General features: G+C 65.5%; 23 protein-coding genes. 12 read left to right on the top strand and 11 right to left on the bottom strand.

Annotated features, from left to right (window positions below; all coding sequences use genetic code 11):
* Window positions 1-131 precede the first annotated feature (131 nt).
* The 4 genes from DCM79_RS28160 to DCM79_RS28175 all read left to right on the top strand — a co-directional run bounded on the left by DCM79_RS28160 (window position 132) and on the right by DCM79_RS28175 (window position 4,860).
* Window positions 132-1,529, top strand: coding sequence for a hypothetical protein (locus DCM79_RS28160; protein WP_257177336.1), 1,398 nt, complete (start codon window positions 132-134; stop codon window positions 1,527-1,529).
* Window positions 1,526-2,677: a Gfo/Idh/MocA family protein gene (locus DCM79_RS28165; protein WP_257177337.1), complete on the top strand. Its 1,152-nt coding sequence runs from the start codon at window positions 1,526-1,528 to the stop codon at window positions 2,675-2,677. The genes DCM79_RS28160 and DCM79_RS28165 overlap by 4 nt, the downstream gene beginning before the upstream one ends.
* A gap of 129 nt (window positions 2,678-2,806) precedes the next feature.
* Window positions 2,807-3,997, top strand: coding sequence for a dihydrodipicolinate synthase family protein (locus DCM79_RS28170; RefSeq protein ID WP_257177338.1), 1,191 nt, complete (start codon window positions 2,807-2,809; stop codon window positions 3,995-3,997).
* Complete coding sequence (locus DCM79_RS28175; RefSeq protein ID WP_257177339.1) at window positions 3,997-4,860, top strand: sugar phosphate isomerase/epimerase; 864 nt, start codon at window positions 3,997-3,999, stop codon at window positions 4,858-4,860. The genes DCM79_RS28170 and DCM79_RS28175 overlap by 1 nt, the downstream gene beginning before the upstream one ends.
* Before the next feature lie 108 nt (window positions 4,861-4,968).
* On the opposite strand, the gene DCM79_RS28180 is transcribed toward DCM79_RS28175, so the two are convergent.
* Window positions 4,969-6,189, bottom strand: a complete 1,221-nt coding sequence (locus DCM79_RS28180; RefSeq protein ID WP_257177340.1) for a cytochrome P450 — start codon at window positions 6,187-6,189, stop codon at window positions 4,969-4,971.
* Between the two features lie 119 nt (window positions 6,190-6,308).
* On the opposite strand from DCM79_RS28180, the gene DCM79_RS28185 reads away from it, so the two are divergent.
* The 8 genes from DCM79_RS28185 to DCM79_RS28220 all read left to right on the top strand — a co-directional run bounded on the left by DCM79_RS28185 (window position 6,309) and on the right by DCM79_RS28220 (window position 15,265).
* The gene (locus tag DCM79_RS28185) at window positions 6,309-6,851 is read left to right on the top strand and encodes a phosphonopyruvate decarboxylase (RefSeq protein ID WP_257177341.1); all 543 of its coding nucleotides are present in this window, start codon (window positions 6,309-6,311) and stop codon (window positions 6,849-6,851) included.
* Complete coding sequence (locus tag DCM79_RS28190) at window positions 6,848-7,438, top strand: thiamine pyrophosphate-dependent enzyme (protein ID WP_257177342.1); 591 nt, start codon at window positions 6,848-6,850, stop codon at window positions 7,436-7,438. Before DCM79_RS28185 ends, DCM79_RS28190 begins: the two co-directional genes overlap by 4 nt.
* A gap of 154 nt (window positions 7,439-7,592) precedes the next feature.
* Window positions 7,593-8,267, top strand: a complete 675-nt coding sequence (locus DCM79_RS28195; RefSeq protein WP_257177343.1) for a TetR/AcrR family transcriptional regulator — start codon at window positions 7,593-7,595, stop codon at window positions 8,265-8,267.
* 1 nt (window position 8,268) lies between these two features.
* A complete protein-coding gene (locus tag DCM79_RS28200; protein ID WP_257177344.1) occupies window positions 8,269-9,462 on the top strand; it encodes an efflux RND transporter periplasmic adaptor subunit in 1,194 nt (397 codons plus the stop codon).
* Window positions 9,463-9,532: 70 nt separating this feature from the next.
* Window positions 9,533-12,628, top strand: coding sequence for a MexW/MexI family multidrug efflux RND transporter permease subunit (locus DCM79_RS28205; protein WP_257177345.1), 3,096 nt, complete (start codon window positions 9,533-9,535; stop codon window positions 12,626-12,628).
* 253 nt (window positions 12,629-12,881) lie between these two features.
* Window positions 12,882-13,265 carry a response regulator gene (locus DCM79_RS28210; RefSeq protein ID WP_257177346.1) on the top strand — a complete coding sequence of 128 codons (384 nt, stop codon included), beginning with the start codon at window positions 12,882-12,884 and terminating at the stop codon, window positions 13,263-13,265.
* Complete coding sequence (locus DCM79_RS28215) at window positions 13,262-14,512, top strand: adenylate/guanylate cyclase domain-containing protein (protein ID WP_257177347.1); 1,251 nt, start codon at window positions 13,262-13,264, stop codon at window positions 14,510-14,512. The genes DCM79_RS28210 and DCM79_RS28215 overlap by 4 nt, the downstream gene beginning before the upstream one ends.
* 9 nt (window positions 14,513-14,521) lie before the next feature.
* Window positions 14,522-15,265: a hypothetical protein gene (locus DCM79_RS28220; RefSeq protein ID WP_257177348.1), complete on the top strand. Its 744-nt coding sequence runs from the start codon at window positions 14,522-14,524 to the stop codon at window positions 15,263-15,265.
* Between the two features lie 85 nt (window positions 15,266-15,350).
* Here DCM79_RS28220 and DCM79_RS28225 read toward each other — a convergent pair whose 3' ends face one another.
* From DCM79_RS28225 to DCM79_RS28270, 10 genes are all read right to left on the bottom strand, one after another.
* Window positions 15,351-16,235, bottom strand: coding sequence for an ABC transporter permease (locus DCM79_RS28225; RefSeq protein ID WP_257177349.1), 885 nt, complete (start codon window positions 16,233-16,235; stop codon window positions 15,351-15,353).
* A gap of 4 nt (window positions 16,236-16,239) precedes the next feature.
* Window positions 16,240-17,181, bottom strand: coding sequence for an ABC transporter permease (locus tag DCM79_RS28230; RefSeq protein WP_257177350.1), 942 nt, complete (start codon window positions 17,179-17,181; stop codon window positions 16,240-16,242).
* 157 nt (window positions 17,182-17,338) lie between these two features.
* Window positions 17,339-18,847 carry an ABC transporter substrate-binding protein gene (locus DCM79_RS28235; RefSeq protein ID WP_257177351.1) on the bottom strand — a complete coding sequence of 503 codons (1,509 nt, stop codon included), beginning with the start codon at window positions 18,845-18,847 and terminating at the stop codon, window positions 17,339-17,341.
* Between the two features lie 22 nt (window positions 18,848-18,869).
* Complete coding sequence (locus DCM79_RS28240; protein ID WP_257177352.1) at window positions 18,870-19,976, bottom strand: ABC transporter ATP-binding protein; 1,107 nt, start codon at window positions 19,974-19,976, stop codon at window positions 18,870-18,872.
* On the bottom strand, window positions 19,976-20,965 hold the full coding sequence (locus DCM79_RS28245; protein WP_257177353.1) for an ABC transporter ATP-binding protein: 990 nt from the start codon (window positions 20,963-20,965) through the stop codon (window positions 19,976-19,978). Before DCM79_RS28245 ends, DCM79_RS28240 begins: the two co-directional genes overlap by 1 nt.
* Window positions 20,962-21,672, bottom strand: a complete 711-nt coding sequence (locus DCM79_RS28250; RefSeq protein WP_257177354.1) for a DUF1028 domain-containing protein — start codon at window positions 21,670-21,672, stop codon at window positions 20,962-20,964. The genes DCM79_RS28245 and DCM79_RS28250 overlap by 4 nt, the downstream gene beginning before the upstream one ends.
* A 10-nt stretch (window positions 21,673-21,682) precedes the next feature.
* Window positions 21,683-23,488 carry a gamma-glutamyltransferase family protein gene (locus DCM79_RS28255; protein ID WP_257177355.1) on the bottom strand — a complete coding sequence of 602 codons (1,806 nt, stop codon included), beginning with the start codon at window positions 23,486-23,488 and terminating at the stop codon, window positions 21,683-21,685.
* A gap of 81 nt (window positions 23,489-23,569) precedes the next feature.
* Window positions 23,570-24,559 carry an ABC transporter ATP-binding protein gene (locus DCM79_RS28260; protein ID WP_257177356.1) on the bottom strand — a complete coding sequence of 330 codons (990 nt, stop codon included), beginning with the start codon at window positions 24,557-24,559 and terminating at the stop codon, window positions 23,570-23,572.
* Window positions 24,556-25,542: an ABC transporter ATP-binding protein gene (locus DCM79_RS28265; protein ID WP_257177357.1), complete on the bottom strand. Its 987-nt coding sequence runs from the start codon at window positions 25,540-25,542 to the stop codon at window positions 24,556-24,558. Before DCM79_RS28265 ends, DCM79_RS28260 begins: the two co-directional genes overlap by 4 nt.
* Before the next feature lie 28 nt (window positions 25,543-25,570).
* On the bottom strand, window positions 25,571-26,542 hold the full coding sequence (locus tag DCM79_RS28270; RefSeq protein WP_028135210.1) for an ABC transporter permease: 972 nt from the start codon (window positions 26,540-26,542) through the stop codon (window positions 25,571-25,573).
* Window positions 26,543-26,544: the final 2 nt, after the last annotated feature.

Here is a 26,544-nt window from a genome sequence, read left to right on the forward strand (position 1 = left end):
GCAAGACTCCCTAAGAGGATAGAACCCTCACCCGCCGCGCTTCGCGCGCCGACCTCTCCCGCAAGCGGGAGAGGCGAGTCGACCGCGGCCATACTGCTCGCACCAAGTCCACCTCATATCGTTGTAGCACCATGTCCCCCCGCCTGAAGCTGCGAGACATCGCTTTCTTCGAACGGCCCGTGCCATTCGCGCGGCCGTTCCGTTTCGGCGCGATCACGATCAACGCGACGCCGCAGCTGTTCGTGCGGGTCGAGATCGAGGTGGAGGGCAGGGGCGTTGCCGTCGGTGCCAGCGCCGAGCTGCTGGTGCCGAAATGGTTCGACAAACGGCCGGAGCTGTCGCCGGCGCAGACGGTCGATGGTTTGCGCCGCTCGCTGGAGATCGCGCGCGGGCTCTATCTGGCGCGCACCGGATACCAGACCGCGTTCGATCTGCATGCCTCCTGCATCGGGGCCCAGGTCGCAACCTGCGCGAAGCAGAACATTCCGTCGCTTGCCGCGGCCTACGGCCCGGCGGAGATCGACAAGGCGATCCTCGATGCGCTGCTGCGCGGCGTTGAGACCAGCTTCTTCGACGGGATGGCTGCCAACGTCGCCGGCATCGATGCCCGGCTTGCTCCCGACCTGGGCGAGAGGGAGATCAGGACGTTTCTCTCCGGTCGGGTGCCGCTGCAGCGTGTTGCCATCAGGCATACGGTCGGGCTTGACGATGTCGTTGAAGGCGAGGGCGGCGTTGCCGATCGGCACGAGAACGTTGGTGCACGCTACTTCAAGCTCAAGCTGTCGGGCGATCCCGCTGCCGACGCGGCGCGGCTCGCACGGATCGGCAAGGAACTCGATACGCTGGGTTACGACTACAAGGTGACGCTCGACGCCAACGAGCAGTATGCCGACCTTGCGGCGTTGCAAGCGCTGATCGACCGGCTCGATCACGACGACGCGCTGCGCACGATTGCTTCGCGCCTGCTCTATGTCGAGCAGCCGATGCCGCGCGACATCACGCGGCAATCGCCGCTCGGCGCACTGGCAGATCGCGGTTTCATCATCGACGAAGCGGACGATTCCTACGATGCGTTCCCGGCAGCGCGGGCGCTCGGCTATCGCGGCATCTCCTCGAAGTCCTGCAAGGGCCTCTACAAGTCGGTCGTCAACGCGACGCGCGCCGAGAAATGGAGCGTGGACGGCGAGAGGTTCTTCGTCACCGGCGAAGACCTCACCTGCCAGGCCGGACTTGCGGTGCAGCAGGACCTCGCCCTCGGCGCCTTCCTCGGCGTCACCCATGCCGAACGCAACGGCCATCACTATGTCGACGGCTTTGGCGAGACGCCCGCCGCTGAAGCGCAAGCTTTCGCCCATGCGCATCCCGATCTCTACGCCGATGCCGGGCAGGGCATCCGGCTCTGTATTCACGACGGCGATCTCCTGACGGGATCGCTTCATGCAGCGGGCTTTGCGACGTCGGTCCATCCGGACTGGTCGGCGCTCCGCCCGCTCGAACAGCCGACATCACTTCAGGAGTATCCGGCATGACCACCCAACGCCTCGGCCTCATCATGAACGGCGTCACCGGCCGCATGGGGCTCAACCAGCATCTGATCCGCTCGATCGTGGCGATCCGCGACCAGGGCGGCGTTCGCCTGAAGAACGGCGACCGAATCATGCCCGACCCGATCCTGGTCGGCCGCAGTGCCGACAAGGTCGAGGCGCTCGCCAGGCGCTTCAACATCACGCGCTGGACCACCGACCTCGATGCCGCGCTCGCCGACAAGAACGACACCATGTTCTTCGACGCCGCGACCACGCAGGCGCGCCCCGGTCTGCTCACTCAGGCCATCAACGCCGGCAAGCACGTCTATTGCGAGAAGCCGATCGCGACCAATTTCGAGGAAGCCCTCGAGGTCGTGAAGCTTGCGAACGCCAAGGGCGTCAAGCACGGCACGGTGCAGGACAAGCTGTTCCTGCCCGGCCTGAAGAAGATCGCCTTCCTGCGCGATTCCGGCTTTTTCGGCCGCATCCTCTCGGTGCGCGGCGAGTTCGGCTATTGGGTGTTCGAAGGCGGCTGGCAGGAGGCGCAGCGGCCGTCCTGGAATTACCGCAGCGAGGACGGCGGCGGCATCATCCTCGACATGGTCTGCCACTGGCGCTACGTGCTCGACAACCTCTTCGGCAACGTCCAGAGCGTGAGCTGCATCGGCAACACCGACATCCCCGAGCGTTTCGACGAGCAAGGCACGAAATACAAGGCGACGGCGGACGATTCCGCCTACGCCACCTTCCAGCTCGAAGGCGGCATCATCGCCCACATCAACATGTCCTGGGTGACGCGCGTCTATCGCGACGACCTCGTCACCTTCCAGGTCGACGGCACGCTCGGCTCGGCGGTCGCGGGCCTCACCGACTGCATGATCCAGGCGCGGCAGGCAACCCCGAGGCCGGTGTGGAATCCCGACGAGAAGCGGCTGCACGATTTCTATGGCGACTGGCAGAGAGTGCCCGACAATGTCAGCTACGACAACGGCTTCAAAGAGCAGTGGGAGATGTTCATCCGCCACGTCTACGAGGATGCGCCCTACAAGTTCACGCTGCTCGAAGGCGCCAAGGGCGTGCAGCTCGCCGAATGCGCACTGAAGAGCTGGAAGGAGCGGCGCTGGATCGACGTCGCCCCGATCAAGGCGTGATGATTGGATAAGTCTCAATGTTGAACTGTCATTGCGAGGAGCGAAGCGACGAAGCAATCCAGACCGTTGCCGCGGAGGCATTCTGGATTGCTTCGCTTCGCTCGCAATGACGGGGAGAGGTCAGAAGTCATGAACAAGCCCGTCCTGCCGATGTCGTCCCTGTCGCTGAAGCTCCCGAAGGCCGATCGCTCGATCGAAACTTACCGGCTTGCGACCTCCCGTACCTTCCCCGCAAAGCTCGAAGGCACGCTCAATCGCATCGCTTTCTCGGCCGTGCACACGGTCGTCGATCCCTTCGCGGACAACGATCCCTGGCTGTCGGCCGCCGTCGATTGGGACAAGACCATCGCCTTCCGCGAGCACGTCTGGGATCTCGGCCTCGGCGTTGCCGAAGCCATGGACACCGCCCAGCGCGGCATGGGGCTGGACTGGCCGACCTCGCTGGAGCTGATCACGCGTTCGGTCGGCGCCGCCAAACGCCGCAACGCGCTGGTGTTCTCGGGGGCCGGCACGGATCATCTCGCCGTGGAGGATGCCAAGAGCCTCGACGACGTGATCCGCGCCTATGAGGAGCAGGTCTCCGCAGTCGAGAAGGTCGGCGGCCGCATCATCCTGATGGCCTCGCGCGCGCTGGCGAAGCTCGGCCGCAATGCCGACGATTACGCCAAGGTCTACGACCGCGTGCTGTCGCAGGTCCGCGAGCCCGTCATCATCCATTGGCTCGGCGACATGTTCGATCCGGCGCTGGCGGGCTATTGGGGTTCCAAAGACCTGGACAAGGCGATGGACATTGCGGTCGCCATCATCAACGGCAACGCCGCCAAGGTCGACGGCGTCAAGGTTTCGCTGCTCGACAAGCAGCGCGAGATCGACATGCGCAGGCGTCTCGACAAGCGCATCAGGATGTATACCGGAGACGACTTCAACTATGCGGAGTTGATCGCCGGCGACGAACAGGGTTTCTCGCATGCGCTGCTCGGCATCTTCGATGCGATCGCGCCGGCGGCGTCCTATGCGCTGTCGCGGCTGGCGGCGGGCGACGAGGCCGGCTTCCACGACGTGCTCGGCCCGACCGTGCCGCTGTCGCGTCATATCTTCAAGGCGCCGACGCGCTTCTACAAGACCGGCGTCGTGTTCATGGCCTATCTCAACGGCCACCAGGATCATTTCACCATGGTCGGGGGACAGGAGAGCACGCGCTCCACGCTGCATCTGGCCGAGCTGTTTCGTCTGGCCGACAAGGCCGGCCTGCTCGCCAATCCTGAACTCGCGACGCAGCGGATGAAAACCGTGCTCGCCACCCGCGGAATCGAATCCTGATGCGCGACTTTTCGTCCGACCACCGCTGGCTGTCGCTGAACACGGCGACCGTCCGCAAGCAGGGTGATCTCGTCGCCATCATCGAGGCCTGTGCGAAGCACGGCATCCGGGCCATCGATCCCTGGCGCGACCAGGTCGCAAGCGTCGGCCTTGAGCGCGCCGCCCGCGTGGTGCGCGATGCCGGCCTCGAACTGTCAGGCTATTGCCGCGGCGGCATGTTCACCTCCGATGCCTCGCGCCGGGGTGAGGTGCGTGACGACAACCGGCGCTGCGTCGACGAAGCCAAGGCGCTGGGCGCGCCCTGCATCGTCCTCGTCGTCGGCGGCCTGCCGCAATATTCGCGGCCGGGCAGCGCAGCCTCGAAGGACATCGCTGCGGCGCGTGGGCAGGTCGAGGAAGCGCTCGCCGAGATGCTCGACTACGCCAAGCAGGCGAACCTGCCGCTGGCGATCGAGCCGCTGCATCCGGCCTATGCGGCCGACCGCGCCTGCGTCAACACGACCAAGCAGGCGCTCGATATCTGCGACCGGCTCGATCCTGGCCGCAGCGGCATGCTCGGCGTCGCGCTCGACGTCTATCACATCTGGTGGGACCCCGAGCTGATGAGCCAGATCGCGCGCGCCGGCCAGGATCGCCTGCTCGCCTTCCATGTCTGCGACTGGCTGGTGCCGACCAGGGACATCCTCAACGACCGCGGCATGATGGGGGACGGCGTCATCGACATCAAATCGGTGCGTCAAGCCGTCGAAGCGCAGGGCTTTGCCGGCTATTCCGAGATCGAGATCTTTTCCAACGACTGGTGGGGCAAGCCCATGGACGAGGTGCTGCGCACCTGCATCGCGCGACACAGGACGGTGGTTTAGCGGTATTATAAGACCGTTACCAGTGCCGTTTCCGTGCCGAATGTCGAATTATATCAAGTGCTTGGCTACTGTGCATGGGGTTGTTTTCGCAGATTTTGCTGTGCTACCTCAGCCGATCGAGCAGGGCACGCTCAAAAACCCGCGAAACCGCACCCGCCCGCCCCGCACCGGCTTGCCGCTCATGGCATAGTTCGGGAAGCGCGCCAGGAAGCGTGAGATCGCAATCGCCCCTTCCAGACGCGCCAGCGCCATGCCGGCGCATTGATGCGCGCCGGTGGCGAAGGCGAGATGGCGATTCGGCGCGCGCGCGATGTCGAAGCGTTCAGGGTCGGGAAACTGCGCGGGGTCGCGGTTGGCCGCGCCGATGCACAGCGTCACCGACGTGCCGGCCTCCAGCATGACGCCGCCCAGCTCGACGCGCTCGGTGGTCATGCGGTTGCCGAGCTGGTTCGAGCTCTCATAGCGCAGCATCTCCTCGACCGCGGTCTTGATCATGTCGGGATTGTCGATCAGCCGCTGCTTCTGGTCCGGATGCTGGTCCAGCGCGACGAGGCCGTTGCCGATCAGGTTGGTGGTGGTCTCGTGGCCGGCGTTGAGCAGGAAGATGCAATTGTGCAGCAGCTCCTTCTCGGTCAGCCGCTCGCCGTTTTCCTCTCCCTGGATCAGGCGCGTCAGCACGTCGCGCTCGGGATTGCCGGGCCTGGCGCGCCGGCGCTCCACCAGCGTTTCGAGATAAGCGAGGAAATCCGTCACGGCCTTGTTGCCGCGCGCAGCTGCGCCGGGCGACACCACAGGCTCGAGCGCGCCGAGGATCGCCAGCGACCAGTCGCGCAGCGGCCCGCGCTCGTCATGGGGCACGTCGAGCAGATTGCCGATCACCTCGATCGGGATGGACGCGGCGAAATCCTCGATCAGCTCGCATCGGCCCTTGGCCGCGATGGCATCGAGCAGACCGTCGACGAGCTTGATGAGATCGCCCTCCATGCCGGCGATCGCCCGCGGCGACAGCGCGCCCATGATCAGGCGGCGCACGCGGGTATGCGACGGCGGATCGTTGAAGACGAGGCTGGTGGTGTGATGCTCGTAGAGCGGGGTGTCGCCGTATTTCGGCAAGAACTCGCGCTTCTTGTCCGAGCTGAACGATTTGGTGTTCTTGTAGGTGGTGACGAGATCGTCATAGCGGGTCAGGAACACGGTGCCGCTGCGCAGGCGCTTGACCGGTTCGTTCTCCCGCAGTGCACGATAGGTCGGATAGGGGTTGTCGTAGAACTCGGGCGTCAGCTTCTCGAGGTCGAAGCTTGCCGCCAGCTCCTTCGCATCTGCGTTCATCCCGTTATACTCGCCGGTTAAAGCCGTTATGCCGTTTTTGTTGTTCTGATCGACGCATGCATGCGTCTACAGTCCTTGCAGCTTAGTCTTGGCACCTTGCTAGCCGACCGGACAGGAAAATGCACGCCCACGCCGATGCTGCCGACACGGCCCCGAACTGGCCCGACGATATTTTCGCGGCCTTGCAACGCTTCGACGTCCGGCAGGTGCCTTACGTGCCCGATGCAGGCCATGCGAAGCTGATCAACCGTGTGCTTGCCTCGTCCACGATGCGCGGCATTCCCCTGACCACGGAGGAGGAGGGCGTGGCGCTGCTTGCGGGCGCCTGGGCCGGCGGACAGCGCGGCGTCTTGCTGATGCAGTCGAGCGGCGTCGGCAATTGCATCAACATGCTGTCGCTGATCCCGATCCTGCGCTTTCCTTTCCTGACGCTGGTGACCATGCGCGGCGAGTGGGGCGAGTTCAATCCGTGGCAGGTGCCGATGGGATCGACCACCCAGGGCGTGTTCGAGCTCTCGGGCGTCCAGGTGCTGCGTGCCTCGCACGCGGCTGAGGTGCCGGCCGTGTTGGAGGCCGCTGCATCGCAGGCCTACAACGCGCTGACGCCGACCGCCGTCCTCCTGTCGCAGCGCCTGATCGGCGCCAAGGTTTTCACCAAATGAGCAAGGCCAATCTCCTCGACCGCCGTCAGGTGGTCTCCACGCTGCTGGCGAACCGCAAGGACGTCGTGGCGATCGGCGGCCTGGGTGCCTCCACCAACGACATGTGCGCGGCGGGCGACCATGCCCGCAACTTTTACCTCTGGGGCGGCATGGGCGGCGCGGCGATGATCGGCCTCGGCCTCGCATTGGCGCAGCCGAAGCTGCCGGTATTGGTCATCACCGGCGACGGCGAGATGCTGATGGGCATGGGCAGCCTTGCCACGATCGGCCTGCAGAAGCCGTCCAATCTCTCGATCGCGGTGCTCGACAACGAGGCCTATGGCGAGACCGGTGGCCAAACCAGCCACACCTCGGCCGCCGCCGACCTGGTCGGCGTCGCCCGCGCCTGCGGCATCAACGACAGCCGGGCTGTCACGACCATGGCCGAGGTCGAGGCCTTCGCCAAAGCCGTCCATGACGTCTCGGGCGGGCCGCGCTTTGCCAATGTGAAGATCGACAGCGCCGGCCTGGAGCGGATCTTGCCGACCCGCGACGGGACCTACATCGTCAACCGGCTGCGCGGCGACCTCGGCTTCCAGCCGATCTAAGCGGTCCGTCCATCCCTTGCCGAACGCCTGCACGCGGGTCCTGTAGGCTCGATCAAATTCCATTGATTCCAGGTCGCATGCAGGTTGCGCTGCAATATAGTGCTTGACTTCAGCGTGGGTGAGTGCTTACTCACCCAGCATGAGCTCATTACGCATGACGAGCGACCTGAGGCGTCAATTGATCCTCGGAGCCGCGAAGCGTTGCTTTGCCCGACATGGCTACAACGGCACCACGACGAAGAGCGTGGCGGCCGCCGCTGCCATTTCCGAGGCGCTGCTGTTCAAACATTTCCCGTCCAAGGCGGCGCTGTACGCCGAAATCCTCAGTGACGAATGCGAGGCGGACCCGGCGCTCATCGAACTGCTGGAGCGGGAGCCGTCGACGGCCACTCTGGTCGAGCTGATCCGCGGTATGGTTCAGCACTTCCTCGGTCCCGACCAGGAAGAAGCGCAACGCCTGCGACTGATGGCCACCAGCCATTTGGACGATGGCGAATTCGCCCGTTTGCTGTATGCCAAGATCGAGACGTTGATCGGCTCGGTCTTCGTCGCCTCGCTCGAACGCGCCGTTGCCAGCGGTGACGCGCGGCCCGGCAGCGGTGAGCCGCTCAACTTGTTCTGGTTTGCGCATCACACGGTGATGACGGCCGCGCTGACCAGGCTGTCGACGACACCTTGCCTCGCCTACGGCAAGGCCGAAGACCTCGAGCGGCAGCTGTGCGAGTTTCTCCTGAGGGGTATCGGACTTAACGACGCCGCAATTGCTTCGCATCTGGGCCACGATCTGGCCGCGGATGAAGGCAAGACGGCGATTGCAGAAAGTGCATGACATGAACATCGTAACCGAGCACAAGATTTCGGGCGAACCGATCGACAACAAGGCTCCCAAGCGTCCGGTCCGGCCGGTGCTGTGGTTCATCATCGTCGGCACGCTGCTCGCCGCGCTGGTCGGTGGCCTCGTCTGGTTCAACTATTTCCGCGGCCAGATGATCAAGCAGTTCTTCGCCAACAACAAGCCGCCGCCGACGGCCGTCAGCGCGGCGGAGGCGAAGTCCGAGGTGGTGCCGAACCTGCTCACCGCGGTGGGCAGCCTCGTCGCCGTGCACCAGGTCGACGTCAGCGCCGACGTCAACGGCCGCGTCACCGAGATCAAGTTCCAGCCGGGCACGCGTGTCGAGGCCGGCACGCCCCTGGTGCAGCTGTTCGATGCGCCGGAGCAGGGCGACCTCGCCAATTACAAGGCCCAGGCGACCGTCGCGCAGCTGTCGCTCGACCGTGCCAAGCAGCTGGCGGCGCGCCAGTTCGGCCCGCAGGCGACCGTCGATTCCGCGCAGGCTGCCTATGACCAGGCGCAGGCGGGCATCGCCAAGACCGAGGCGCTGATCTCGCAGAAGCTGGTCCGCGCACCGTTCGCCGGCGATCTCGGCGTCCGCAAGGTCGAGGTCGGTCAATACCTGACGGCAGGTACGGCGATCGTATCGCTGACCGATCTGTCGGAGCTGTGGGCCAACTTCACGGTGACCGAAAAGGATTCCGGTAGCCTCAAGGTCGGCCAGCCCGTCCGGCTCAAGGTCGACGCCTATCCGGGCCGCACCTTCGAAGGCAAGATCACCACGATCGAGCCGCAGATCTCGGCCGACACCCGCAACATCCGCGTGCAGGCGACGATCGCCAATCCTGAGAAGATCCTCAAGCCCGGCATGTTCGTGACGACCACGGTGGTGCTGCCGGACAAGCCGGCGGTGATCACCGTTCCCGAGACGGCAGTCGACTACACGCTGTACGGCGACTCGGTGTTCGTGATCACCGAGAAGAAGGAAGAAGACGGCAAGACCAGCCTCTCCGCGGTGCGCACCTTCGTGCAGACCGGCAACCGGGTCGAAGGTCGCGTCGAAATCCTCAAGGGCGTGAAGCCGGGCGACAAGGTCGTCGCCGTCGGCCAGCTCAAGCTGCAATCGGGCGCGGCGGTGTCGATTTCGACCGACCCGGCTCCGCAGATTCCGGCGCAGCCGCCGCGCTACTGATCCATGACGCTCGAGTGATCCGGCCTGGCCGGATCACTTCTCTTGAGACAAAGAAATCGAGATCGCCGCGATGGCCCTTACCGATATTTTCATCAAGCGCCCGGTTCTGTCGGTCGTCGTCAGCCTGCTGATCCTGCTGATCGGCCTGCGCGCGGCGATGGTGCTGCCGATCCGGCAGTATCCCAAGCTGTCGAACACGGTCATCAACATCACGACCGTCTATCCCGGCGCGTCGGCGGACCTGATCCAGGGCTTCATCACGACGCCAATCGAGCAGGCGGTCGCCTCGGCCGAGGGCGTCGATTACATCACCTCGTCGTCGGTGCTCGGCACCTCGACGATCCAGGTTTACATCAAGCTGAATTTCGACCCGAACCAGGCGCTCACCGAGGTTCTGGCGAAGACGAACTCGGTCAAATATCTGATCCCGAAGGAATCCAACGACCCGATCGTCACCAAGACCACGGGCCAGACGACGGCCGTGATGTATCTCGGCTTTTCGTCCGAGGAACTCTCGGGCTCGGCGATCTCCGATTATCTGACGCGTGTGGTGCAGCCGGTGCTGTCGACCGTCGATGGCGTCGCGTCGGCTGACATTCTCGGCGGGCAAACCTTCGCGATGCGGCTCTGGCTCGATCCTGTGAAGATGGCCGGCCGCAACGTTTCGGCGACCGACGTTGCCGCTGCGATCCAGGCCAACAACTTCCAATCCGCGGCAGGCCAGACCAAGGGCTATCTGATCGTCTCCAACGTCTCGACGAACACCGATCTGACCAATGTCGATCAGTTCAAGAAGATGATCGTGAAGGCCAAGGACGGCGGCTTCGTGCGGATGGAGGACATCGCCACCGTCGAGCTTGCCGCCCAGAGCACGAACGCCAGCGTCGCCTTCAACGGCGAGCACGCGATCTTCATCGGTGTGCAGGCGACGCCGCAAGGCAATCCGCTGACGCTGGTCAAGGGTGTCCGCGCGCTGTTCCCCGAGCTCGAACGCAACCTGCCGCCGTCGATGAAGATGAAGGTCGCCTACGACTCGACCAAGTTCATCCAGTCTTCGATCGACGAGGTGGAGAAAACGCTGGGCGAAGCCGTGATCATCGTGATCGTGGTGATCTTCCTGTTCCTGGCCTCGCTGCGATCGGTCATCATTCCCGTCGTCACGATTCCCTTGTCGATGATCGGCGTCTGCACCCTGATGCTGGCGCTGGGCTTCAGCTTCAACCTGTTGACGCTGCTCGCGATGGTGCTGGCGATCGGCCTTGTGGTCGACGACGCCATCGTGGTGGTGGAGAACATCCATCGCCATCTGGAGGAGGGGAAGACGCCGGTCCAGGCGTCGTTGCAAGGTGCGCGTGAGATCGTGGGTCCCGTGATCTCGATGACGATCACGCTCGCCGCAGTGTACGCGCCGATCGGTTTCCTCGGTGGCCTCACCGGTTCATTGTTCCGCGAATTCGCCTTCACACTGGCGGGCTCGGTGATCGTGTCCGGCGTGATTGCGTTGACCTTGTCGCCGATGATGTGCTCGGTGCTGCTGAGAAACACCGAGGAGGGCCGGTTCGCCAAGCTCGTGAACCGGGTGTTCGGCGCGATGACGCGCTGGTATGGCCGCAGGCTCGACCGCTCGCTCGACTACAAGGCGATCACCGGCCTGTTCGCGGTGACCATCCTCGGGCTTGTCGGCTTCCTCTACATGCACACGTCGAAGGAGCTTGCACCGGAGGAAGACCAGGGCATCGTCTTCGCGGTGACCAAGGCGCCGAAATACGCCAACATCGATTATGTCGATTTCTACGGCGAGAAGCTCGACAAGGAGTTCCAGAAATTCCCCGAGACCGATCTTCGCTTCGTGCTGAACGGCATCAACGGTCCGCAGGGCGGCATCGCCGGCATGCTGCTCAAGCCCTGGGACGAGCGCAAGCGCTCGTCGATCGCTTTGAAGCCGCTGGTGCAGGCCGAGCTCTCCAAGATCGAGGGCGTGCAGGCCTTCGCGTTCAACCTGCCGCCGCTGCCGGGCGGACCCGGCGGCCTGCCGGTGCAGATGGTGATCAACTCCACGGCCGGCTTCCAGACGGTCTATGAACAAATGGAAAAGCTGAAGGACGCGGCGCGCAAGAGCGGCATGTTCATCGTCTCCGACAGCGACCTCGCCTATAACCAGCCGAACGTCGAAGTCACGATCGATCGTACCAAGGCGCAGGATCTGGGCGTCAACATGCAGAATCTCGGCTCGACGCTCGCGGTCCTGCTCGGCGGCAACTACATCAACCGCTTCAATCTCGAGGGCCGCTCGTACCAGGTCATTCCGCAGGTGCCGCGCATCAACCGGCTCTCGCCGGAATCGCTCGGCGGCTATTATGTGACCACGAACACCGGCCAGCAGCTTCCGCTGTCGACCGTGGTCTCGATCAGGACCAAGACCGACCCGAACTCGCTGACGCACTACAACCAGCTCAATTCGGCGACGTTCTCGGCGGTGCCGATGCCGGGCGTGACCATCGGCGCGGCGGTCGACTTCCTCGAAAGCGAGGCCAAGAATCTGCCGCAGGGCTTCAGCCACGACTATCTGGCGGACTCCAGGCAATATGTTCAGGAAGGCAACCAGCTCGCGATCACCTTCGGCTTCGCGCTGATCATCATCTTCCTGGTGCTGGCAGCGCAATTCGAGAGCTTGCGCGATCCGCTGGTGATCATGATCTCGGTGCCTATGGCGATCGTCGGTGCGCTGATCCCGCTGTTCTTCGGCGCCGCGACCATGAATATCTACACCCAGGTCGGCCTGCTGACCCTGGTCGGCCTGATCACCAAGCACGGCATCCTGATGGTGGAATTCGCCAACGAGCTCCAGGTCAACGAGCGGCTCGACCGCCGCTCGGCCATCGAAATGTCGGCCCGCATCCGCCTGCGGCCGATCCTGATGACGACGGCCGCGATGGTCACCGGCCTGATCCCGCTGCTGACAGCGACCGGCGCGGGCGCGGCCAGCCGCTTCTCGATCGGTCTGGTCGTCGTGGCCGGCATGTCGATCGGCACGCTGTTCACTCTGTTCGTGCTGCCGGCGGTGTACGTGGTGCTGGCGACCGACCACCGCGCGGCGGCCGATTCCGAGCGGAACAAGCAGGTCAACGAGCTCGATCTCGGCGGCAAGGCCTTGCGGCCGACCTGAGACGGCTCGCACGCGAACCAGAGGGCGGCAGCGGCGAGACCGTTGCCGCCCTTTTTCGTTGTGCCACGGCATCTGCCATTCGGCGCCGCAGCTGCAGTGGACCTCCGGCCTGCGGCAATCGCTCAACGCCATGATATCGTCGTGAAGCAGCACGGCGGCGCCATCGACGTGGATACCGAACCCGGTGTATTACCGAATCCACCATCACCCTGCCGCGCACGATGGCGGCAGGCGGCATGTCCGGAGGCAAGTGGTGAACGCTTACATCCTGGTCGTTGACGACGAGCCCGACGTCGAGGCGCTGTTCCGGCAGCAGTTCCGACGCGAGCTGCGCGCCGGCCGCTTTCAGATGGAGTTCGCCACCTCCGCGCCCGATGCGATCAAGCGTGCCGCCGAGGTCCGCACCCCCTCGCTGATCCTGTCCGACATCAACATGCCCGGCATGAGCGGGCTGGACATGCTGCCGAAGGTGCGTGCCGCGCATCCGGACGTTCCCGTCATCATGATCACGGCCTATGGCGATGCCGAGACGCGGCGAAAGGCGATCGAGCGCGGCGCCGTCGGGCTGCTCACCAAGCCGATCGACTTTGCCTTGCTGCGACAGGAGATCGACACGAGGCTCGAGCAAGCCGCATGAGCACGACCATCCTCTTCGTCGACGACGAGCCGGATCTCGAGGTGCTGGTCCTGCAGAAGTTCCGCAGGCAGATCCGCGACGGAGAGGTGACCATCATGTTCGCCCGCGACGGCCTCGAGGCGCTGGCCTCGCTCGAGCAGAACCCGCAGGTCGACATGGTGGTTTCCGACATCAACATGCCCCGGATGGACGGGCTGTCGCTGCTGGCGAAGCTCCAGGAGGCCGAGGAGAAGAAGTCAACCATCATCGTCTCCGCCTATGGCGACATGAGCAACATCCGAACCGCCATGAACCGCGGGGCGTTCGACTTCCTGACCAAGCCGATCGACTTCGCCGATCTGGAAGCCACGATCGGCAAGACCATCCGCCACATCGAGATGCTGCACGAGGTGCGCCGGCGCCAGATGGAAGCCGAGCGCGCCCATGCCGCGCTGTCGCGTCATTTCTCGCCCGAGCTGGCCAAACGTCTGGCCGCCAGCGGCGAAGGCGAGGGAATCGAGGTGCAGTGGCGAGATGTCGCCACCATCTTCACCGACATTACGGGCTTCACCTCGCTGGTCGAGACGGCCCCGCCCGAGGCATTGGGCAAGCTGCTCAACGAGTATGTTGGCGGCATGACCGAGATCGTCTTCGCGCATGAGGGGACGGTCGCAAAGATCATTGGCGATGCGATCCAGGTGCTCTTCAACGCGCCCGGGGATCAGCCGGATTATGCCACGCGCGCGGTCGCTTGCGCCCATGCGCTCGATGCCTGGGCGCAGGAGTTTCGGGGCCGGCAACATGCGATGGGCATCACCTTCGGTGCGACCCGCATCGGCATTCACGCCGGTCCGGCGCTGGTCGGCAATTTCGGCGGCAATCGCTATTTCGACTACACCGCGTATGGGGATTCGATCAACATCGCCGCGCGGCTGGAGGCCGCCAACAAGCATCTGGGGACGCGCATCTGCGTCAGCGCCAGCGTTGCCGAGGCGGCTGAGAATTTCCAAGGGCGTCCCGTGGGTGAGCTGATGCTGCGCGGACGCAGCGAGCCGTTGCGCGCGTTCGAGCCGTTGCCGCCGGCGAAATACGAGGCGCCGGAAACCGCGCTGTATGCGGAGGCTTTTGCCAGGATGGCGACCGGCGACGCCGCGGCCATGCCTGCCTTTGCTGCGCTGGTCGGCGCGCATGCCGACGATTCCCTGGCCGGTTTTCACCTGAAGCGCCTTCTCAACGGTGCCAAGGGCATTCGCATGCAGCTTGAATAGGAGTTCGTCATGATCCGTGATTTCCCCTCCGGCAACTACCGCTTCATCCCGTCCGTGTTTCAATATTCAGCGGGAGCCGCCGCGGATGACGGCTACGAGATCGAACGCGTCCGCTTCGATCGTCTGGTCCCATTGGCGGAAGGCTTTGCGCTCGCGGCGAAGTTCATCCAGGAAGCAGGGCGTCCGCTGACGGCGTTCTGCGCCTGCGAGCTGCGTTCGCCGGCGGCCTTCAGCGAGGAGGGCTTTCGCGCGTTCAACCTGCACTATGTCAAGACGCTGTCGGAATGGGGCATCTTCGACGGCACCACCAATCCGGTGGCGCGCAGCAATGTCTGTCCCGAGATCGACCCGCCGTCCGAACCGTCGTTCTATGCATTCTCATTCACGCGGCCGACCCGCTCCAAGGCGCCGTCTTTCGTGATCGCCGGCGGCGCCGAGGCGCGCGAGGGCAGCGGGACCTATGTCGAGCGCACGGTGCGCTATCGCGATCTCAGCCCGGAGGGCCTGCGCGAGAAGGTGCGCTTCACCACCTCGCAGATGGAGAATCGGATGGCGGCGTTCGGTTTTGGATGGAAGGACACGACCGGTGTCCAGGCCTATTCTGTCCACGACTTCCATCACGCGCTGGCCGACGAGCTGGTTCGTCGCGGCGCGCTGCGCTCCGGCCTGACCTGGCATTTCGCCCGGCCGCCGGTGGTCGATCTGGAATACGAGATGGATTGCCGCCGCGTGATGCGGGAAGTCGTGATTTGAGATCCTCATCCTGAGAGCGGCCAGCAGGCCGCGTCTCGAAGGATGGTTCGAGCGCCCGAGGGGCGCTCCTCACCACGAAGAACTTCTACCGCTGCCGCGGATCGAGCGCGTCGCGCAGGCCGTCGCCGAGCAGGTTCAGCGACAGCACCACGAGAAAGATCGCAAGTCCCGGCCAGATCGCCATCCACGGCGCCTGTGTCAGGAAGCGTTGCGCGGCGTTCAGCATGCTGCCCCAGGACGGTGCCGGCGGTTGCTGGCCGAGGCCGAGGAACGACAGCGCGGCCTCGGCGATGATGGCGGCGGCGATCGAGAGCGTCGCCTGCACCAGCAACGCGGGCAGGATGTTCGGCAGGATATGCGAGAGCGCGATCCGCCACGGCGGATTGCCGAGCGCGCGCGCCGCCTCGACATAGTCCTCGGCCTTGACCACGAGGACCTGGCCGCGGGTCAGGCGGATGAAGATCGGGGTTGCCGAAATGCCGATCGCGATCATGGCATTGCCGAGGCTCGGCCCGAGGAACGCAGCAAGCGCGATCGCCAGGATCAGGAATGGGCACGCCAGCATCGCGTCGGTGACCCGGCTGATCAGCGCATCGATGAAGCCGCCGCGATAACCGGCGAGGAGGCCGAGCGGAACGCCGATGCCGAGCGCGATCGCAACCGAGATGAGGCCCGCCAGCAGGGAGGCGCGCGCGCCGTAGACGATGCGGCTGAGGATGTCGCGGCCGAGCTCGTCGGTGCCGAACCAGTGCGCCGCATTGGGCGGCTTGCGCACCAGGCTCCAGCTCGTCGCGATGGGATCATAGGGCACGATGAGCGGGGCTAGCACGGCGAGCAGCATGAACATCGTGAGCACGATGAGGCCGAACACCGCCGCCTTCCGCTTGAACAGCCGCCGACGCGCGCGGCGGGCCGGGCTGTCCAGCTCGTCGGCATGCGTGAGAGGGCTCGGCAGCGCGGCGTCGGTCATGAATCTAGCCCCGAAGCCGCGGATTGACGAGGATGTAGGCGATGTCGGCCACGAGGTTCAGCGTGATGTAGATCGTGGCCGTCACCAGCACCACGCCCTGCACCACGGCATAATCGCGGTTGAACACGGCATCCACGATCAGCTTGCCGAAGCCGGGAATGGAGAAGATCTGCTCGGTCAGGACGGCGCCGGACAGCAGGGTGCCGAGCTCGAGCGCGCCGAGGGTGATGACGGGGGTCAGCGCATTGCGCATGGCATGCTTGAGGATCACCGAGCGCTCCAACAGGCCCTTGGCGCGTGCGGTGCGGACGTAGTCGCTTTCCAGCACCTGAAGCATGGCGCTGCGCGTATGCCGCATCAGGACAGCGGCAATCGCATTGCCGAGCACGAAGGCCGGCATGATGGTGACCGCCAGGCTGGCGCGCCAGTTCTCTGTGAGCGGCACGTAGCCGGACGCCGGCAGCCAGCCGAGCTCGATCGAGAACAGGAAGATCAGCATGATCCCGAGCCAGAAGTTCGGCGTCGAGATGCCCCACAGCGCAAACAGGTTCGCGCAATAGTCCCAGGCCGAACCCTTCTTGACGGCGGCGACGATGCCGGCGGGAATGCCGATCAGGAACGCGATCACGATCGCCATCGAGCCGAGCTGCAGAGTCACCGGCAACTTCTGCGCGATCAGCTCGCGCACCGGCATCTTGTTGCGCAGCGACTCGCCGAAATCGCCCGCGAGCACGCCCTTGATCCAGTAGACGTATTGGACCGGCACGGGCTGATCGAGCCGGTACTGGCGGCGGATCTGCTCGATCACGGCCGGATCGCGCTCTTCGCCCGCCATCACCAGCGCGGGATCGCCCGGCAGCAATTGCTGTAGCGAGAAGATCAGCACCGAGACGAAGAACAGCGTCGGCACGATCTGCGCAAGGCGGCGGGCGAGGAAGTTCAGCATGGTCGCACCTGTGTCCGGGGCGCGCCGCAACATGCAATGTTGCACAGCTGAACCGGGACCCGGCTGCCACGGTTCGTCGTCGCCGTGGGTCCCGGTTCTGCGGAGCAGCGCTTCCGCGCTGCGCCGCGTCCGGGACACGGACTGAGTTTCAGATCGATCACTTCAACTTCAGCCCGATCACGCGCACGAGGCCGTCGGGCATCTGCTTGTAGCCTTCGAGCCTGGTCGTGTGCGCGATGATGATGCGGCGGTGATAGAGGTAGAGCAGCGGCTCCTCCTCCTGCACGAGCTTGGCGAGCGTCTCATAGCTCGCCTTGCGCTTGGCGGGATCGGTGACCAGCCGCGCGTCCTGCAGCGCCTTGTCGGCCTGAGGGTTGTTCCATGCGCTGTAGTTCTGCGGCGCGTCCTTGTGCAAGAACACGTAGGAATTGCCGTCGGGGTCGATGCGTCCGCTCCATGCCAGCATGAAGGCCTGATAGTCGCCGGTTTCGGCCTGCTTCAGCGACGTTGCGAACTCGGTAACCCGGATCTTCATATCCAAGCCGGCTTCGCTCGCCATGGATTGCACCACTTGGGCCACGGCTTCGGTTTCGGCACCCTTCGGCACCAGAAAGTCGACGCTGACTGGCGGCGTCACGCCGGCTTCCTTGAGCAGCGCCTTGGCCTTGGCGACATCACGGCTGCGGATGGGAAATGCACCCTGATAATAGGGGTGATCCGGATTGACCCATTGGTTGCCTGGTTTGAACTCGCCGTTGAACACGACCTGGTTGATCGCCTCGCGGTCGATGGCGAGGTCGAGCGCCTGCCGCACCTTGGCGGACTGGCTGAGCGGTCCCTTGGCCTTGTCCTTGCCGATGTTGAGCGTGATGCCCTGATAGCCGAGCTCGATGGCGGTCGCGACCTTCAGCCGCGAATCCGCGCGCACGTCCTTCAGATCCGTGGCGAGCACGCGCTCGATCAGGTCGAGCCCGCCGGATTTCAGGTTCGCGAGCCGCACGGTGGCATCGACGATTGGCTGGAACACGATCTTGTCGATGAAGACGTTGTCCTTATTCCAGTAGTCGGCGAACTTCTCGAACACGATGCGGTCCTGCTGCACCCGCTCGACGAATTTGTAGGGGCCGGCGCAGACCGGGCGCAGGCCGAACTTGTCGCCGGCCTCTTTCGCGGCCTTCGGCGACATTATCATGCCGGCACGGTCGGTGAGCTGGGCGAGCAGCGGCGAGAACGGCGACTTCAGCACCAGCTTGACGGTGAGGGGATCGACCACCTCGATGTGATCGACCGAGGCCAGCTCCGGCTTGCGGAACGAGCCGGTGAACGTCAGATGGCGTTCCAGCGAGAACTTGACGGCCTCGGCATCGAGCGGCTCGCCGTCGTGGAATTTCACGCCGGGGCGCAACTTGATGACGAGGCCCTTGCCGTCGTCGACGGTCTCGCTCGACAGCGCGAGCTGCGGCACGATGTTGAGCTTCTCGTCGATGTCGAACAGCTTGTCGCAGAAGGCGGAGAACACGATGCGGCCGACATAGGTGCGCGCCATCGTGGGATCGAGGATATCGGGGTCCTCGGCGAGGCCTATGCGAAGCGTGGTCTGAGCCTGCACGGCTCCGATCGACAACAGGAGAGCGGCGGCCGTTGCGGCCAGGCGAAACATCTTCATCGGACAATCCCCATTGCTTCGGCTATTTCGTTGTGGACGCAGTGTCTTGTATACCAACCCCGGCGGAGCTCCGGCCTTCCGTCTTTTGGCTGAAAGCCGCGACCAATCTTGCAAGCGCCGGCGAAAATCCGCCCGCTACCGGCAGAATGGCATCGGCAGACGGCAGCTCTGCCGTTCGGTGACAGGCGGCGGCATGGCCGGTGCCGTCCGCCGTGAGCTTCGGCGCCTCGCTGCGGCAACGCTCGATCACGAACGGGCAGCGGGTGTGGAAACGGCAGCCGGCCGGCGGATTGAGCGCGCTCGGGATCTCGCCCTCCAGCAGGACCGTCGTTCGTTTCGCCTTCGGCTGTGGCAGCGGGATCGCGGACAGCAGCGCCCGGCTGTAGGGATGACGTGGCGCGGCGAACAGCGCATCGGCCTCTGCCGTCTCGACGATCTGGCCGAGATTCATCACCGCCACCTGGTCGGCGATGTGCTTGACCACGGCGAGGTCGTGCGAGACGAAGATGTAGGCGAGGCCGAGCCGGTCCTGCAGCTCGCGCAGCAGGTTCAGGATCTGCGCGCGGATCGAGACGTCGAGCGCCGAGACCGGCTCGTCGCAGATGATCAGCTTCGGTTCGACCGCGAGCGCGCGGGCGATGGCGATGCGCTGGCGCTGGCCGCCGGAGAATTCGTGCGGATAGCGCCGGGCCAGTCGCGGCTCCAACCCGACCAGCCGCAGCAGCTCGGCGACGCGCGCGCGGCGCTGCGCAGGCGGCACGAGATCGTGCAGCGCCAGCGGTTCGGTCAGGATCTGGCCGACCGTCATGCGCGGGTTGAGCGAGGCATAGGGGTCCTGGAAGATGATCTGCGCCTCGCGGCGGAAGGCACGCAAGCCGCCGGCGTCGAGCGCGAGCAGGTCGCGGCCGTCAAAGCGGATCGTGCCGGCATCCGGCTCGATCAGCCGCAGCACCAGGCGGCTGATCGTGGATTTGCCGCAGCCGGATTCGCCGACCAGCGCCAGTGTCTTGCCGGCCTGAAGCGAGAAGGAAACACCATCGACCGCCCTGACGTGCGCCAGCGGCCGGCCGAACAGCGAGCGCTGGGCGACGAAATGCTTGACTAGGCCGTTGACCTCGAGCAGCGCCATCACGCCACCAGACGTTCGAGCGGCGCGCGGATGCAGCGCGAGAGATGGCCGGGGCTGATTTCGAGCAATGGCGGCGGCGTATGGGTGCAGGCGTCCAGCACGAACGGGCAGCGTGCCGCGAAACGGCAGCCGGCTGGCGGCTGCGCCATGTTCGGCACCATGCCTTCGATCGTCGCAAGCTGCTCGGCGCGATGGTCGAGCCGCGGGATCGAGCCGAGCAGGCCCACTGTGTAAGGATGCTGCGGGGCGGAGAACAGCTCGTCCACCGGTGCACGCTCGACGATTTCGCCGGCATACATCACCGCGACCTCGTCGCAGACTTCGGCGACGACGCCGAGATCGTGGGTGATCAGGATGATGGCGGCGCCGCTGGCGGCCTTCAGCTCGCGCATCAGCTCCAGGATCTGGGCCTGCAGGGTGACGTCGAGCGCCGTGGTCGGCTCGTCCGCGATCAGGAGATGCGGATCGCAGGCCAGCGCCATCGCGATCATCACGCGCTGGCGCATGCCGCCCGAAAGCTTGTGCGGATATTCGTCGATGCGCCTTTCGGGCGAGGGGATGTGGACGCGGCGCAACAGCTCGATCGTCCGCTCGCGCGCGCTTTTTCGCGAGCCGCCGCGATGGCGCAAGATGGTCTCGATGATCTGGTCGCCGATCGTGAAGCTCGGATTGAGCGAGGTCATCGGCTCCTGGAAGATCATCGCGAGCCGGTTGCCGCGCAAATCGCGCAGGGTCTGATCCGTCGTCCGCAGCAGATCGAGGCCGTCGAAGCGGATCGCGCCGGTTATTTCCGCGCTTTGTTTCGGCAAGAGGCCCATGATCGCGAGCGACGTCACGCTTTTGCCGCAGCCGGATTCGCCGACGAGGCCCAGCGTCGCGCCGTTGGCCACGCTGAGATCGACGCTGTCGACCGCGTGGGTGATGCGGCCGTCGTCGCCGTGGAAACGGATGCGCAGGTCCCTGATCTCGATGAGAGGGCTCGCGCTCATGAGAGTCTTGCGCGGCTTGCGGCGATGCTGGCGTCGATGACGCTGCGATCGGTGTTGCCGGCCGGGTTCTTTCGCGTCGGCATCGACGCGCGAAAGTGCACCCAGAGCTCGTGGCTGACGCGTTCGAGCCGTTCGAGCTCGCCGAGCGGGTCGTGATGATCGTCGGCGCGAATGTCCAGCGCCGGCCATTCCTCCTCGCCGTGAATCAGCAGCGCCGCGGATTGCTTGCCGCGCTTGTCGCCGCCGGCGGCTTCCCCTGCGCGCATCGCCGCGAGCAGGCGGCGCGGGAAGGGCAGGCTGTCATTGGCGAGATAGGTCTTTGCCGTCTCGGCGAGCACGTCGGCGCCCGCGAGCATGTTGCCGGCGATCGAATATCCGCTGCCCGCGACATGCCCGCACCAGTCGACGCAGTCGCGGCCGGTATGCGCCGCGATTGCGCCGCTCGCATCCATGATGTGGACCTGCCGGCTTTCGCGGCCCTCGTCCGCCGCGAGCAGCGTTGCGAGCACGTCGTGGACGTTGAGACCCTCGCGCAGCAGCTTGACCCCGTCGATGCCGTAATAGGGATTGACGAAGGCCTGCGTCGCGATCGCGCCGAGGCCGGCCGCGATATAGGGCACGCGGGCGCCGACGGCGAAGAACCGGGTCGCGACCGCGATGCCGAACTGGCCGGTGGCAGGATCTTTCGCTATGATCGACCAGGTCATGTGCTGCCTATCAGCGTCCCGCGGCGTAACCTTGCATGCCGCGCGGATTGGCGGCGGCGCGCCGGCGTGGTCCGACACGCGAGGCCGCGGTGAGGCGGCCTTCGGACCAGTCGGGGCCGACCTCGACGATGTGCCCGCGCTCGCGCAGGTTCGCGATCGTCGCCTTGGGCACGCGGTTCTCGACCACGAGCACGCCGGGGCGCGCGGTGCGCGGCCAGAACGAGATCGGGAAATGCTCGGAGTGCCAGGCCGGCGCGTCGATGGCTTCCTGGAGATTGAGATTGCAATGAACGTGGCGCAAGAAGAACTGGGTGATCCACTGATCCTGTTGATCGCCGCCGGGCGAGCCCCAGGCGAGGTAAGGCTCGCCGTCGCGCAGCGCCATGCTCGGCGACAGCGTCGTGCGCGGCCGCTTGCCGGGCGCCAGCGAACTCGGCTGGTTCTCTTCCAGATCGAACATCTGGGCGCGGCTGCCGAGGCAGAAACCCAATTCGGGAATGACGGGCGAGGATTGCAGCCAGCCACCGGACGGCGTCGACGACACCATGTTGCCGGCCTTATCGATGATGTCGAAATGCACGGTGTCGCCGCGCACCTCGCCGAAGCGCCCCACGGTCGGCTCGCCGGCGCCTAAAGCGCCAACGGCCTCGCGTTGGCCTTCTGCGCGGCGCAGCTTGACCTCGCCGCCGAAACCCTCGACCGCGCCGGGCCGGAGATCGAGCGAAGCCTTCTCGGTCACGAGCTTGCGGCGCTCGTCGTTATATGCATCCGACAGCAGCGTCCCGATCGGGATCTCGCTGAATTTCGGATCGCCATAGAACTTCTCGCGGTCGGCGAAGGCGAGCTTGGCGCATTCGATCTGCAGATGGATGAACTCCGGCCCGGTCGGATCGAGCCCGTCGAGCGCAAAGCCCTTCAGGAGCGCCAGCTGCTGCAGCGTCACCGGGCCCTGGCTCCAGACGCCGGCCTTGCACACGGTGTAGCGGCCATAATCGTAGGTGAGCGGCGCCTCGATGGTCGGCTGCCAGCACGCCATGTCGTCGGCGGACAGCACGCCGCGATGCGGCGAGCCGCTGACGTCCATCACCTCCTGGGTCCGGCAGAACTTGTCGATGGCTTCGGCGACGAAACCTTGCGACCAGGCTTTGCGCGCGCGCTCGATCTCGGCGTCGCGGCCACCGCCACCGCTTTCCGCTTCGCTCAGGATCCGGGCGTAGGTCGCGGCCAGTGTCTTGTTGGTGAACAGTGTGCCGGGCCTCGGCACCTCGCCGTTCGGCAGGTAGACGGCGGCGGAGGTCGGCCAATGCTTGCGGAACAATTGCTCGACGGTCTGGATCGTGGCGCAGGCGCGCTCCACCAGCGGGTAGCCATCACGCGCATAGGAGATCGCCGGCTCCAGCACGTCGCGCACGCGCATCGTGCCGTAGTCGCGCAAGAGCATCATCCAGGATTCGAACGTGCCGGGGACGCAGGCGGCGAGCAGGCCCGTGCCCGGCACCATGTCGAGGCCCTCGCTCCTGTAGTGCGCGATGGTGGCGCGTGCCGGCGCCGGGCCCTGGCCGCAGATCACCTCGGTGCGGCCGCGCTTCACGTCGTGCACGATGACGGGCACGTCGCCGCCGGGGCCGTTCAGATGCGGCTCGACCACCTGGAGCGTGAAGGCGGTGGCGACGCCGGCGTCGAAGGCGTTGCCGCCCTTTTCGAGGATGGCCATGCCGATTGCGGTCGCGATCCAGTGCGTGGTGGCGACGACCCCGAACGTGCCCTCGATCTCGGGGCGCGTCGTAAAGGGATCTGGGTTGACGTTGCTGGCCATCGATTACCTCACTTGCGGCGCGCGCAATTGATCACAGGGACGGGCCGCCGCCAAATGCGCAGGCTGCATGGCACGCGCGCGTCACGCCGGGACCGGTGCGGTGTTGACCGCATGGCAGGCGACGCCGCCGATCAGTTCCGGAGCCTCCTTGCGGCAGAGATTGAACGCCAGCGGGCAGCGCGGATTGAATGCGCAGCCGGAGGGCGGGTTGATCGGGTTCGGGATCTCGCCTTTCACCGGAATGCGCTGGCGGCCGCTCATGGCAAGGTCGGGCACGGCGCCCAGCAGCATCTTGGTGTAGGGCATGCGCGGATTGGCGAACAGCTCTCGTCCCTCGGCGATCTCGACGATGCGGCCGAGATACATCACGCCGACGCGGCTCGCCATGTGGCGGACCACGGCGAGGTTGTGGCTGATGAACATGTAGGTCAGGCCGAACTTGTCCTGGAGGTCGCGCATCAGGTTGAGGATCTGCGCCTGCACCGAGACGTCGAGCGCCGAAGTCGGCTCGTCGCAGACGATGAACTCGGCGTCGGAAGCGAGCGCCCGCGCAATCGCGATGCGCTGACGCTGGCCGCCCGAGAATTCGTGCGGAAACTTCAGCCGGTCGTCGGGATGCAGGCCGACCAGCGTGAGCAGCTCGGCGACGCGAGCCCGGATGTCGCGCTCGCCCTGGATCAGGTCGAAGGCGCGGATCGGCTCGGAGATGATGGCGTCGACGCGGAAGCGCGGGTTCAGGCTGGCATAGGGATCCTGGAAGATCATCTGGATGCGGCGGCGCAGCTTCCGCCGCGCCGGCGCCTGCCGCGGATCGGTCATCGAGACGCCGTCGATCAGGACGTCGCCGGCGCTCGGCGGCAGCAGCCCGACGACCATCCGCGCCACTGTGGTCTTGCCCGAGCCGGACTCGCCGACCAGCGCAAACGTCTCACCCTTCCTGATGTCGAAGGTGACGTGGTCGACCGCCTTGAGATATTCGAGGTGCCCGCCCTCGAGCACGCGGTTTAGCCAGGGCTTCGAGACGTCGAACACCCGGCGCAGATTTGTGGCCTGAACGAAGGGGGTGCTCATGCCGCGCTCTCCGCCGGCACGTTGTCGTAGAGGTGGCAGGCGACCGATTGCGTGCCGCGCGGCAGCGGCTCCGGCCGCTCGACCCGGCAGCGGTCGAAGGCGAACGCGCAGCGCGGATTGAACGAACAGCCGCGCGGGATCGCTGAGAGGCGCGGCATCGAACCGGGGATCTGCTGGAGGCGCTTGTCGTCGCCGGCCAGCGTCGGAATCGCGCCCATCAAGCCCTTGGCGTAGGGGTGCAGCGGATTTCTGACGACATCCTGCACCGGACCGATCTCGGCGACGCGGCCGGCATACATCACCGCGACGCGGTCCGAGGTCTCCGCGATCACGCCCATGTCGTGCGTCACCAGCATCACGGCGGTGCCGTGGTCGCGGCCGAGCCGCTTGATCAGCGAGATGATCTGCGCCTGCACGGAGACGTCGAGCGCGGTGGTCGGCTCGTCGGCGATGATCAGCTCGGGCTCGGCGCAGATCGCGAGCGCGATCACCACGCGCTGACGCATGCCGCCGGAGAATTCGTGCGGATAGCCGTCGATGCGCCTGTCCGGCGCGGGAATGCCGACCTCGGCGAGCAGGTCGATGGCGCGGCGGCGGGCGGCGGATTCGGACAGGTCCAGATGGGTCCTGATCGTCTCCACGATCTGGTCGCCGACCCGGTACAGCGGATTGAGCGAGGTGAGGGGGTCCTGGAAGATCATGCCGATCCGCTTGCCCCGGATGCGGCGCATCTGTTCCGGCGGCAGATGGTCGATGCGCTGGCCGGCAAGACGAATCTCGCCGCCGGCGATGCGGCCGGGGGGATCGATCAGGCCGATCACGGCGAGGCCGGTGACGGATTTGCCGGCGCCGGATTCGCCGACCACGCCCAGCACCTCGCCCTTGGCGATGTCGAAGGAGGCGCCGTCGATGGCGCGCAGCGTGCCGCGGCGGGAGGCGAACTCCACCTGGAGGTTGCGCACGGAGAGGATTGGTTCGGTCATGAGCGAGGCGGACTCATCGAAATGTTGCTCATCGGAGTTTCGGATTGAGCGCGTCGCGCAGCCAGTCGCCCAGCAAATTGATCGACAGGATCAGTCCGGCGAGCGCCAGGCCCGGGAAGGCGACGATCCACCATTCGCCGGCGAACAGGTAGTTGTTGCCGATGCGGATCAAGGTGCCGAGCGAAGGCATCGTGTCGGGCAGGCCGACGCCGAGGAAGGACAGCGTCGCCTCGGTGATGATGGCGAGCGCCAGGTTGATGGTGGCGATGACCAGGATCGGGCCCATTGTGTTGGGCAGCACGTGGCGCAGCATGATCGTCGGTGCGGGCAGGCCGATCAGCTGCGCGGCAGCCACGTAATCCTTGTTCTTCTCGACCATCACGGAGCCGCGCACCGTTCGGGCATACCCCACCCAGAAACTCAGACCGATCGAGATCACCAGCACCACCAGCATGCTGGTGGCATCCAGCCGGTTGCCGAAGATGGATTTGGCGATGCCGTTGACCAGCAGCGCGATCAGAATGGCGGGAAAGGTGAGCTGCACGTCGGCGATCCGCATGATCACGCCGTCGACCGCGCCGCCGAAATAGCCGGCGATCAGGCCGAGCGCGATGCCGAGCGCGCCGGCGAAGATCACGCCGGCGACGCCCACCGCGAGCGAGATGCGCATCCCATAGAGGATGGCGGAGAATACGTCGCGGCCCTGCTCGTCGGTGCCGAGCAGGAATGGGCTCTGGCCGTCGGCGGTCCAGAGCGGCGAGATGCGCGAGTTCATCAACTGGAGCTGCGCCGGATCGAACGGGTTCTGCACCGCGAGCGCGGATGCAAAGATCGCGAGCAGGAAGAACAGCACGGTGATGGCCGCCGCCACCATGGTCAGCTTGGAACGGCGGAACGAATAGAAGATGTCGCTGTCGAGCGCGCGGCTCAGCCAGCTGCGGCCGACATGGGCGGGCGGCGTGCTCTGCTCGTCGGGATTGGAGGCGGCTGCGTCGGACATGC

Source organism: Bradyrhizobium sp. WBOS07 (assembly GCF_024585165.1).
In the GTDB taxonomy this organism is placed as follows: domain Bacteria; phylum Pseudomonadota; class Alphaproteobacteria; order Rhizobiales; family Xanthobacteraceae; genus Bradyrhizobium; species Bradyrhizobium japonicum_B.

Bases quoted from the DNA above. Each gene is read 5' to 3' on its own strand.
- DCM79_RS28265 (WP_257177357.1), bottom strand. From the start codon at position 25,542: ATGACCGAACCAATCCTCTCCGTGCGCAACCTCCAGGTGGAGTTCGCC.
- DCM79_RS28230 (WP_257177350.1), bottom strand. From the start codon at position 17,181: ATGCTGAACTTCCTCGCCCGCCGCCTTGCGCAGATCGTGCCGACGCTG.
- DCM79_RS28165 (WP_257177337.1), top strand. From the start codon at position 1,526: ATGACCACCCAACGCCTCGGCCTCATCATGAACGGCGTCACCGGCCGC.
- DCM79_RS28220 (WP_257177348.1), top strand. From the start codon at position 14,522: ATGATCCGTGATTTCCCCTCCGGCAACTACCGCTTCATCCCGTCCGTG.
- DCM79_RS28260 (WP_257177356.1), bottom strand. From the start codon at position 24,559: ATGAGCACCCCCTTCGTTCAGGCCACAAATCTGCGCCGGGTGTTCGAC.
- DCM79_RS28160 (WP_257177336.1), top strand. From the start codon at position 132: ATGTCCCCCCGCCTGAAGCTGCGAGACATCGCTTTCTTCGAACGGCCC.
- DCM79_RS28245 (WP_257177353.1), bottom strand. From the start codon at position 20,965: ATGAGCGCGAGCCCTCTCATCGAGATCAGGGACCTGCGCATCCGTTTC.
- DCM79_RS28170 (WP_257177338.1), top strand. From the start codon at position 2,807: ATGAACAAGCCCGTCCTGCCGATGTCGTCCCTGTCGCTGAAGCTCCCG.
- DCM79_RS28215 (WP_257177347.1), top strand. From the start codon at position 13,262: ATGAGCACGACCATCCTCTTCGTCGACGACGAGCCGGATCTCGAGGTG.
- DCM79_RS28200 (WP_257177344.1), top strand. From the start codon at position 8,269: ATGAACATCGTAACCGAGCACAAGATTTCGGGCGAACCGATCGACAAC.
- DCM79_RS28195 (WP_257177343.1), top strand. From the start codon at position 7,593: ATGACGAGCGACCTGAGGCGTCAATTGATCCTCGGAGCCGCGAAGCGT.
- DCM79_RS28185 (WP_257177341.1), top strand. From the start codon at position 6,309: ATGCACGCCCACGCCGATGCTGCCGACACGGCCCCGAACTGGCCCGAC.
- DCM79_RS28225 (WP_257177349.1), bottom strand. From the start codon at position 16,235: ATGACCGACGCCGCGCTGCCGAGCCCTCTCACGCATGCCGACGAGCTG.
- DCM79_RS28250 (WP_257177354.1), bottom strand. From the start codon at position 21,672: ATGACCTGGTCGATCATAGCGAAAGATCCTGCCACCGGCCAGTTCGGC.
- DCM79_RS28255 (WP_257177355.1), bottom strand. From the start codon at position 23,488: ATGGCCAGCAACGTCAACCCAGATCCCTTTACGACGCGCCCCGAGATC.
- DCM79_RS28190 (WP_257177342.1), top strand. From the start codon at position 6,848: ATGAGCAAGGCCAATCTCCTCGACCGCCGTCAGGTGGTCTCCACGCTG.
- DCM79_RS28205 (WP_257177345.1), top strand. From the start codon at position 9,533: ATGGCCCTTACCGATATTTTCATCAAGCGCCCGGTTCTGTCGGTCGTC.
- DCM79_RS28240 (WP_257177352.1), bottom strand. From the start codon at position 19,976: ATGGCGCTGCTCGAGGTCAACGGCCTAGTCAAGCATTTCGTCGCCCAG.
- DCM79_RS28270 (WP_028135210.1), bottom strand. From the start codon at position 26,542: ATGTCCGACGCAGCCGCCTCCAATCCCGACGAGCAGAGCACGCCGCCC.
- DCM79_RS28180 (WP_257177340.1), bottom strand. From the start codon at position 6,189: ATGAACGCAGATGCGAAGGAGCTGGCGGCAAGCTTCGACCTCGAGAAG.
- DCM79_RS28175 (WP_257177339.1), top strand. From the start codon at position 3,997: ATGCGCGACTTTTCGTCCGACCACCGCTGGCTGTCGCTGAACACGGCG.
- DCM79_RS28235 (WP_257177351.1), bottom strand. From the start codon at position 18,847: ATGAAGATGTTTCGCCTGGCCGCAACGGCCGCCGCTCTCCTGTTGTCG.